This is a genomic window from Betaproteobacteria bacterium (assembly GCA_016791345.1).
Classification (GTDB): Bacteria; Pseudomonadota; Gammaproteobacteria; order Burkholderiales; family JAEUMW01; genus JAEUMW01.
Window position 1 is genome coordinate 1 of record JAEUMW010000183.1, and the last position, 9,195, is coordinate 9,195.

The 9,195-nt window shown below is 63.4% G+C and carries 8 protein-coding genes; all 8 read right to left on the reverse strand.

Going from position 1 to position 9,195, the window contains the following annotated elements:
• A partial coding sequence (locus JNK68_07055) for an alpha/beta fold hydrolase (GenBank protein ID MBL8540115.1) occupies positions 1 to 741 on the reverse strand: 741 nt, incomplete at its 3' end.
• A 216-nt stretch (positions 742 to 957) separates the two neighbouring features.
• On the reverse strand, positions 958 to 1,554 hold the full coding sequence (locus tag JNK68_07060; protein ID MBL8540116.1) for a redoxin domain-containing protein: 597 nt from the start codon (positions 1,552 to 1,554) through the stop codon (positions 958 to 960).
• A gap of 323 nt (positions 1,555 to 1,877) precedes the next feature.
• Positions 1,878 to 3,641, reverse strand: coding sequence for an MOSC domain-containing protein (locus JNK68_07065; GenBank protein ID MBL8540117.1), 1,764 nt, complete (start codon positions 3,639 to 3,641; stop codon positions 1,878 to 1,880).
• Positions 3,642 to 3,791: 150 nt separating this feature from the next.
• Positions 3,792 to 4,457 (reverse strand): VOC family protein, encoded by a 666-nt coding sequence (locus JNK68_07070; protein ID MBL8540118.1) that lies wholly within the window; start codon positions 4,455 to 4,457, stop codon positions 3,792 to 3,794.
• A 190-nt stretch (positions 4,458 to 4,647) separates the two neighbouring features.
• Positions 4,648 to 5,265, reverse strand: coding sequence for a cysteine hydrolase (locus JNK68_07075; GenBank protein ID MBL8540119.1), 618 nt, complete (start codon positions 5,263 to 5,265; stop codon positions 4,648 to 4,650).
• 69 nt (positions 5,266 to 5,334) lie between these two features.
• Entirely contained in the window at positions 5,335 to 6,033 is a 699-nt protein-coding gene (locus JNK68_07080; protein ID MBL8540120.1) for a dienelactone hydrolase family protein, read from the reverse strand.
• Positions 6,034 to 6,092: 59 nt separating this feature from the next.
• Positions 6,093 to 6,917: an alpha/beta hydrolase gene (locus JNK68_07085; GenBank protein ID MBL8540121.1), complete on the reverse strand. Its 825-nt coding sequence runs from the start codon at positions 6,915 to 6,917 to the stop codon at positions 6,093 to 6,095.
• A gap of 58 nt (positions 6,918 to 6,975) precedes the next feature.
• Complete coding sequence (locus tag JNK68_07090) at positions 6,976 to 9,186, reverse strand: xanthine dehydrogenase family protein molybdopterin-binding subunit (protein MBL8540122.1); 2,211 nt, start codon at positions 9,184 to 9,186, stop codon at positions 6,976 to 6,978.
• Positions 9,187 to 9,195 lie beyond the last annotated feature (9 nt).

The following is a 9,195-nucleotide window of genomic DNA, read 5'->3' on the forward strand; positions in this document are numbered from 1 at the left end:
GGCTGCGCTGCGGTCGAACGTGGCATCGTCGAAATCCCATTTCGGCGAGGCGAGATGCCAGATGAGCTTCGAAAAGTCGTGGCGGTATTTCTCGTAGCCTGCCTGGCCGCGGTCGGTCGCGAAATAAAACTGATACCACCACTCGAACTCGGCTTTGGGCGGCAACGGCGTCTTGCCGGCTTCCTGGCTGCCGATCAGATAACCGCTCACGGACACCGTGGCCTTGCACCGTTCCGGCCACAACACCGCAACGATGTTGACCGTCCGCGCGCCCCAGTCGAAACCGGCGAGGATTGCCTTCTCGATCCTGAGCGCATCCATCAAGGCGAGGACATCGACGGCGATCGTGGATGGCTGGCCGTTCCGGAACGTATCGCTCGAAAGAAAGCGCGTCGTGCCATAGCCGCGCAGATACGGCACGATCACCCGGTAGCCCGCCGATGCCAGGAGCGGCGCGACATCGACGAAGCTGTAGATATCGTAAGGCCAGCCGTGCAGAAGAATTACCGGAGAACCGTCGCTCGGGCCGGCTTCGGCGTAGCTCACGTTCAGCAGGCCGGCATCGATCTGCTTGAGTGAGGCGAACGACGTGTGGGTCCCCGGCTTGATCGTGGGCAGATGTGCCGGATTTGTCTTGCCGGGCTGCGCTCTCGCGGAACCGAACATGCCGAGCTGCGTGGCAGCCATGGTGATGGCGGCGGTGCCCAGGAACCGGCGCCGGTCCCGATCGATCTCGGCCATGGTTCTTTCCCTCCTATTCACGGTCCGACAGTCCAGAGCGATCGTCGGAGCGTCTCGCGAGCGGCCAGCGGCATTTCCTGTCGGCAGCGGCGAGATAGAGCGTTGATGCTGGCGACCCGTCGCTTCATGAAGCCTCGCTCATCGATTCCCAATTCTCATTGCCGCAGGATCGAAGCCAGTTCACGGAGTCATCGTGCAACTCGCGCGCCGAGTGGATCAATCCTGCTCGGCCAACAGTTGCGCCTGCGTTTTTCCGTACGGATAGAAACCCGCTTTCTCGCCCTTCGCCCAGGCTGCTCGCCGCTCTGCGCTGCTGATGTCCCAATCGGGACGGCAGCGCTGCAGCACGGCACGCAGGTCAAGGCGCAGTTCCTCCGCCGTCGGCCGCCCAAAGAACCAGTAGCCGTTGTAGATCTTGTAGACCCGCAGGCCAGGCTCGAGCACCAGCGTGTGAGGGATCATCGGATTGTGATGCGGGTCGGTGTATTCTGCGATGTCGAGATCCTTCTGCAGTTTGCGCCCGGGGTCCGAGAGAAACGTCCAGTGGGCGCCGACGCCAGCGCGGAACTCATTCGTCTCGAGCAGGTTGTCGGTCACGATCGTCACGAGACGGCAGTAGCCGACCTGCATCTCGCGGTGGAGTTGCAGAAGCCCTTCGTGCTGCCTTCTTTCCTTCGGACAGAAACCTCCGCGGGAGAGCACCAGCACCAGTGGATCGTCTCCCTGCAATTCCGAGAGCGTGCGGTGCTTGCCGCGGTGGTCGGGAAGTTCGTAGTCGGGAAAGACTGCGCCAGGGACGATGTCCGATCGCATATGAAATCCTCCGCCACATTTGCATGCACGTCGCCGCGGCCCCCTCGCGGGTTTGCGCGAGAAATGCCTATCTGCGTCGTTGCGCTCCTTGGAATCGTAGGCGCGCCCGCAGCGGCAGCCCGAGGGGCCCCGGCCACGGGGATCGGGCAGTGCAGGGCGCCGCGCAGACCGCGTCACGGGCGCCTCGTTCCCGCTACGCGATCGCATCCCCGAAGGGGCCCCTGCTTTGCGCTGCGCGGTCTGGCTACGACCTGCGTCGCGCGCCTCGCATCTGAGCATTTCTCGTGTCAAACGCGGCTCCCGAAGAGTTTTTCAACAGCCTGCTAAAGATCGATTGTCGTGTCCTCTCGGGGGCGCGAGCAGCAAGTCAATAGGTTTCCCGCCGCCGGAGGATCAAGCGGCTCGGGATCATATTTCACCGATCCGGAAATCAATCCGCACTCGCAGGTATGGCAAACTCCGGTCCGGCAGGACCAGCGCACCGGGACGTCACAGGCTTCGGCAAGTTCCAACAGGCTCTGGAACCTCGAGTCCCAGACAACCGTAAGCCCAGCGCGCGCAAATGAAATTCTCGGACCTTCGCCGACAGCATCGGCAGGCGGATGAGGTGGTCGGCGTGGTTGTCCCGCCACACCCGGCGTGATGGACTTGCCTGAACCGAAAACCTCGGTGTGTATGTGATCAAGTGCCACACCCCGGTCGGTAAGTCCAGTGATGAAGTCCGCAAGGAACGCGGCTGGCCCGCACAGATAAAAATCTGATTCCCGCGGTACGCCCAGCTCTTCCAGGGTCGTAACAGTCAGGCGGCCCGCCGCATCGAAATCGAAACCCAATTGGTCAGTCGGATCGGGTCGGCTGTATTGGACGTGGCTCCGGGCGTTAGGCAGCTTAGCCAGTAGATCGCGGACCTCCCGGGCAAAAAGATGATCTCCGCGGTTCCGTGCGCCAAAGATCCACCAGATCGTGCGCACTGATGCCTGTGCTGCCAGAGCATGAAGCATGGAGAGCACGGGAGTCACGCCTACACCCGCGCTCAACAGCACCACAGGAAGATCGCCCTGCCTCAGGTTGAAAGCGCCGCGGGGTTCGCTGACGTCTAGCACATCGCCGGTACGGAGCTGTGTGCTCACGTAGGTGCTGGCGATTCCGTGTGGTTCCTGTTTGACGGTGATGCGATAGCGACCGGCGTCCTGCAGGCCGGACAGAGAGTAGCTGCGCAAAACCGGAGGTGCCTCCGCTTTAGGGCGCAGGCGCAACACCACGAACTGCCCGGGCAGAGGGACGGTGAGAAGACGGGCTTCCGCCGGCTCCAGCACCAACGAGACGACGCTGTCGCTCTCGCGATCGATTCCGACGACTTTCAGTGGCCGGAATCCGGGTGCGGCCGTGACCATCTGTTCAGGTGACACCAGTCCGGCATTACCTGTGCGCGACTCCCCGTGCGTCATCTGCCGGAGAAGAGCCTCGAAAGAGGACTTCCAGCCAGGGCTCAGGGCTGGAATCCGCAAAGCGCGCTCAATCTCTTCCTTGGCGGGGCGAGGAAGATATAGCAGCGCGCTGACCGCGGCAACGCTCATGCGCTCCGGGCCGTCGGCAACTTTGAAGATTTCGTCGCCGGCGCCCACTTCGCCTTCCTCGATCACACGAAAGTAGAACCCCGGGCGGTGATGCTCGATCAGCAGAGCTGCCATCCGGGGTTCAGCCATTCGTATGCCAACGCGGTAGCAGGTCACGCGTGGCTGCGTCACTTCGAACAGCGCTCCGCCGATCCTGTAGCGGTCGCCGATGCACACGGCAGCGTCGGGCAATCCTTCGATCGTGAAGTTCTCGCCGAACTGTCCGTGGACGAGGCCGTTCCTCTTCAGGTGCTCCTGCCAGTACCGATACGATTCGATCTGGTAGACGAAGACGGCTCGCTGCTCACCCCCATGTCCGGCCAGGTCACCCTGACCGTCTCCGTCTAAGCTCAACCGACCAGCTCGACAGCGGCCACGCACCGGATCCTTCCAGATCGCAGTGTGCACAATGCGCCCGTGCCACGCGATGTCGCGCGGAAGTCCCACATTCACCGATAGTAGTCGAGCCATATCGCTCCACTATGGTTGGGACGGCAAGCGCTCCCCTCTTAAGCACCCTTCAGCTAAACCGAGGCGAGCCCGGCCACGAGCGTCAAGGGCGCGTGGCGCAGGGCTCGCCCGGCGCGCGACCCGCCCCGACGACAACCACTCTTCAGTCGCTCACGAGGGCAGTTCCGCGCCGGATTGCTCGCGCACCAGGTATTCGGCGTACCAATCGGGCCAGTTAGCATCTGCCCCGCCGGAGCGCTTTTCGTGCTCGCCGTGGGCGGCCGCGGCACGCTGTAGCGCGCTCGCCAGATCGTGCGCGGAAGCGAAGGTCGTTGTCGCAGGGTCGATGCGGCCGGCCAACCGTGTCGTCACCTCCTGGAACAGCCAGCCGTTGCCGTCCGGATCGCTGAAGGAGGCGAACGAACGGTAGCTGCGACGCTCGGGATCCAGACCGCTGACCCGCAGCCGCCCGAACAGGTAGGGCACGTCCGGACCAGCGTACACATCGCCAGCGTCGTGGAACACCTCGCCCACCTCGACACCGCGAGCGAGCAACTCTTTGCGGGCGACCTCGATGTCGGAGACGATCAGATACAGGCCCTGGGCAGAGCCGGGTGCCGCGGCGGTGACGTTCCTGCCGAAGATGATCGAGCAGCCGGAGCCGGGCGGCGTGAATTGGATGACGCGGTAGTCCTTACCGCTGTCGTAGTCAGCGTCGAGTCGCCACCCGAGATTCGCGTAGAACGCCTTCGCGCGGTCGACATCCGAGACGGGGATGACAACGATCTCGAACTTCATGTCCACCGGTTGCATTTTCGCGACTTCTGTCGTTGCCATAGATCCTCCTATGAGTTTTCAGCCGTCTTCGAAAATCCACACTGCCCGCGAGCATGCCGTTCGGTCCCAAGCAGTTCGGCCATCACACCGTCAAATCGCCTTCGTGACTCGCTTCCTCCGTCCACCGAAGCAGAATAATATGCTCGACCGCAAAGCGTTACCCGTCAGGATATGGAACTGCCGTGGCAGCCTAGAGAGAAGAGATCGATTCGACGATCTCGGCTGCGGTCACGACGGCACTTGCGTAGTTGGGGATATTGACGTCGAGCGCCGCGTGCATGTGGTCATCCGAATAGCTCGCGGTCGCGTCCTTCACCATCGTGACCCCGTAACCGAGCTCGGCGGCGAAACGGACGGTCGCTTCGACGCAGGTGTGCGCGATGAGTCCTATGACGACGAGCTGGTGGATGCTGTGCTGCTTGAGCTGCAAGTCCAGGTCGGTGTTGGCGAAACCGCTGGAACACCAGTGCTCCTGGGCCACGATCTCCCCCGGTTGCGGTGCGTACTCGTGGGGAAACTCGCCGCCCCAGGTGCCGTATTCGAAGGTCCTTCGCGACCACGCGGCCTTCTGAACGGGCGCGATGGACTTCCAGGTCTCGTAGTCACCGGGGCGATAGCGGCGGTGTGGCGCATAGAACACGCGTAGCCCCGCTTTGCGCGCTGCGTTCAGGACCTGCAGCATGTTGGGAACACAACCGTTGGCTTCGGCAACGGCCTTCAGGCGATCCCATACCTTGCCGCCCTCGGAAATGAAGTCGTTGTACGGATCGATCAGCAGAAGCGCGGTCAGTTGCTTGTCGTGGGTCATTTCCGTTCACCGATCATGGTCGGATTGGCGACGATCACCTGAAGCACCTGTCTCCGGGCGAACCAAGGCTCATCCCAGGTTCGCCGCAAAGAACGCGGCGGTGCCGTCATCGGCGAGCTGTGCAGCCCTCTCGTCGCGACGCTTGCCGGAAGCCACCGCAAAGCCGTGGTGCAATCCGGGGTAGTCGTAAATCGTCACCAGCGGATTGCCGTCGAGCCCCCGGTGCATCGCCTTCTGGGTATCGTCGCTGACGAACTGATCGTCCGTTGGTACGTGCAGCAGGACCGGGTGCGTGATCGCCTCTTTTTCTCCGAGCAACCCGTCGATACCGACGCCGTAGTAGCCAACCGATGCATCAATATTGGTGCGCGCCGCGGTCATGAAGGCGAGCCGGCCACCCAGGCAATAGCCCACGCAGCCGACCTTGATGCCCTTTGACTGCGCGCGGATGGCGCGGATCGTGGCGTCGATATCGGCCACGCCCTGATCCTGGTCGAACCTCTGATACAGATTCAGCCCTTCCTCGAATTGCTCCGGCACATCGGGATCGAGCTCGATACCGGGACGGAACCGCCAGAAGAGGTCTGGCGCGACGGCGAGATAGCCGGCTTCCGCCCATCTGTCGCACTTGGAACGGATGCCGGCGTTCACGCCGAAGATCTCCTGGATGACGATGATCGCGGCCCTGGTGGGTCCAGCGGGCTCGGCGCAATAGGCGGGGAACTGCTGCCGGTGGTCCAACGTCTCGATCGATATGAGGCATCCCATAAGACGGTTCTCCCCTTGTGACTTTTGGACTCAGCCGTTCTCCACACCCTCACTCGACGTTACGCTTTTATGAAGCTCAGCAGGTCGGCATTGATGGTGTCGGCTTCGGTCGTGGGCATGCCGTGCGGAAAACCCTGATAGGTTTTCAATGTGCCGTTCTTCAGCAGCTTCGCCGAGAGCGGCCCGGAATCGGCGTAGGGCACGATCTGGTCGTCATCCCCGTGCATCACCAGGACCGGCACGGTGATCTTCTTCAGGTCTTCGGTGAAGTCGGTCTGGGAGAAGGCGACGATCCCGTCATAGTGCGCCTTCGCGCCGCCCATCATGCCCTGGCGCCACCAGTTCCAGATCACGCCCTGAGACGGTTTCGCACCGGGCCTGTTGTATCCATAGAACGGTCCGGCAGGAATGTCGTAATAGAACTGCGCCCGGCTGGCGGCGAGTTGCGCCTGAAGCCCGTCGAACACGTCCTTGGGCAGTCCGCCCGGGTTGGCCTCCGTCTTGACCATCAGCGGCGGTACTGCGGCGATGATCACCGCTTTTGCCACCCGGCTTTCGCCGTGGCGCGCGAGGTAGTGCACCACTTCGCCGCCGCCGGTCGAGTGACCGACGTGTACCGCGTCCTTGAGGTCGAGATGGGCAGTCAGCGCCGCCAGATCGTCGGCGTAGTGATCCATGTCATGGCCGCTACCGACCTGGCTGGAGCGACCATGGCCGCGCCGGTCGTGGGCGATGACGCGATAGCCCTGGTTGAGGAAGAACAGCATCTGCGCGTCCCAGTCATCCGCCGATAACGGCCAGCCGTGACTGAACACGATCGGCTGGCCTTTGCCACAGTCCTTGTAGAAGATCTCGACGCCGTCGTTGGTGGTGATCGTGCTCATCGTGCGCTCCTCTGGTTGAAGGGAAGGTGGGTTGGGAGGATTGAGGTTTGAATGACGCTCAAGCTGAGCGCGCCTGTTCTCCGACCGGCAGTTTGCGTATCCGCTTGCCGGTCGCCGCGTACACCGCGTTGGTCAGCGCCGGTATGACGCAGGACGTGCCCGGTTCGCCGATACCGCCCGGAGCTTCGGAGCTCTTGATCAGGTGCACCTCGATCTTCGGCGATTCGCTGATGCGCAGCACTCGGTAGTCGCCGAAGTTGGTCTGCTCCACGCGTCCGTCCTTCAGCGTGATCTCGCCGAACAGGGCGCCCGACAGCCCGAAGATGATGCCGCTTTCCATTTGCGCACGCACCGTGTCCGGGTTGACCATCAGACCGCAGTCGACGACGCAGACCACGCGCTTGGGACTCACGGTGCCGTCCTTGTCCACAGTCACTTCGACGACTTGTGCGATGAAGCTGCCGAAGCCAGTGCACAGCGCGATCCCGCGCCCTTGCCCCGCGGGCAAGGGTTTCGCCCAACCAGCCTTGTCGGCGGCGAGCTGCAGCACGGCTTTCGAGCGGGGACTTTTTTCCAGCAGCGCCAGCCGGTAGGCGAGCGCGTCCTGTTTGGCGTTCGCGGCCAGCTCGTCAATGAAGCTTTCGAGAACGAAAGTTCCCCGTGTCACGCCCACGCCGCGCCAGAATGCGGTCGGGATGCCGGGCGGCTCCTGGGCGAACCACTCGACGTGGATTTCTCCCACCGCGTAGGCCGGTTCGGTTGCGATCTCGACGGCATCGGGATCGACGCCATTCTTCATGAACGCCGGGAAGAACCGCGCCGTGATCGACGAGCCCGCAATGCGGTGCGACCAGCCCACGGGCTTGCCCTGCGCGTCGAGTCCGGCGCTGATGCGGTCGTAGTAGTACGGCCGATACATGTCGTGCTGGATGTCCTCCTCGCGCGTGTAGAGGACCTGCACCGGCCCTTCGACCTGCCGCGCGATCCGTGCCGCGCGCAGGGTGCCGTCGACTTCGAGGCGGCGGCCGAATCCGCCGCCCAGCAGGTGATTGTGGATGGTCACCTGTTCGGGTTTGAGACCAGTGACCTTGGCCACGACGGCCTGCGAGACGCCGGGAACCTGCGTGCCGACCCAGACATCGCAGCGGTCCTTTTGCACGTGCACGGTGCAATTCATGGGTTCGAGAACCGCATGCGCGAGAAACGGTTGCTCGTAGACGGCCTCGATCTTCTGTGCGGCCTTGGCGATGGTGGCCGCGGCGTCACCTTCGTGGCGCGCGACCGCGCCGGGTTTCTCCATGGCGGCTGCAAGCTGCTTGACCAAGTCCGCTGTCGAGAGCTTTGCGTTCGGCCCTGGATCCCATTGCGGATTGGCGGCGGCGAGCCCCTGCTTGGCGGCCCAGGTGTGGATTGCCACGACTGCGACCGCGTCCTCCAGGGGGACTACCTGCGTGACACCGGGAACCGCTTTCGCCTTCGCTTCGTCGACCGCGACGAGCTTGCCGCCGAAGGTCGGCGAGATCGCGATGACCGCGAACTTCATCCCCGGCAGCCGCGCATCGATGCCGAACTTCGCGCTGCCGTTCACCTTGCCGTCGATGTCGAGGCGCCGGTGCGGCGTGCCGATCAGCCTGAATTCAGCCGGAGATTTCAGCGCGACCTTCTCGGGTACCGGCAGCTTCGCCGCTGCGTCGACGAGCTTGCCGTAGACGAGCTTGCGACCTGTGGGCGGATGTATGACGACGCCGTTCTCGGCGCGGCAGGTGCCGGGGTCGACTTTCCATTGCTGGGCTGCCGCGCTCACCAGCATGACGCGCGCGGTGGCACCCGCGCGACGCATCGGCTCCCAGGCCGCACGGACGGACGTCGAACCCCCCGTGATCTGGATGCCGACCAGAGGATTCGCGTAGACCTTGTTGTCGGCAGGTGAATGTTCGATGACGACCTTGTCGACGTCGACTTCGAGCTCCTCCGCGATCAGCATCGGGATCGAGGTGTATGTGCCCTGGCCCATTTCGATGTAGGGCATGACGAACGTGACCTTGCCGCTGCGGTCGATGCGCAGGAATGCGTTGGGCGCGAACGGCGCGCCGGTTACGCTCCCGTCACTGACGACAGCGCGCGCTGGCAGACCGAAGCCTAGCAGGAGCCCGCCGCCCAGCGCCGCGCCGGCCGTCAACTTGAGAAAGTCGCGGCGCGCAGACGAGACCGGTTGCGCGCTTTCGATGATCGCGCTCTTCACCTCAGACCTCCATCGTGTTGGACGCATCGGCCTTCG

Bases quoted from the DNA above. Each gene is read 5' to 3' on its own strand.
- JNK68_07065 (MBL8540117.1), bottom strand. From the start codon at position 3,641: ATGGCTCGACTACTATCGGTGAATGTGGGACTTCCGCGCGACATCGCG.
- JNK68_07075 (MBL8540119.1), bottom strand. From the start codon at position 5,265: ATGACCCACGACAAGCAACTGACCGCGCTTCTGCTGATCGATCCGTAC.
- JNK68_07085 (MBL8540121.1), bottom strand. From the start codon at position 6,917: ATGAGCACGATCACCACCAACGACGGCGTCGAGATCTTCTACAAGGAC.
- JNK68_07060 (MBL8540116.1), bottom strand. From the start codon at position 1,554: ATGCGATCGGACATCGTCCCTGGCGCAGTCTTTCCCGACTACGAACTT.
- JNK68_07070 (MBL8540118.1), bottom strand. From the start codon at position 4,457: ATGGCAACGACAGAAGTCGCGAAAATGCAACCGGTGGACATGAAGTTC.
- JNK68_07080 (MBL8540120.1), bottom strand. From the start codon at position 6,033: ATGGGATGCCTCATATCGATCGAGACGTTGGACCACCGGCAGCAGTTC.
- JNK68_07090 (MBL8540122.1), bottom strand. From the start codon at position 9,186: ATGCGTCCAACACGATGGAGGTCTGAGGTGAAGAGCGCGATCATCGAA.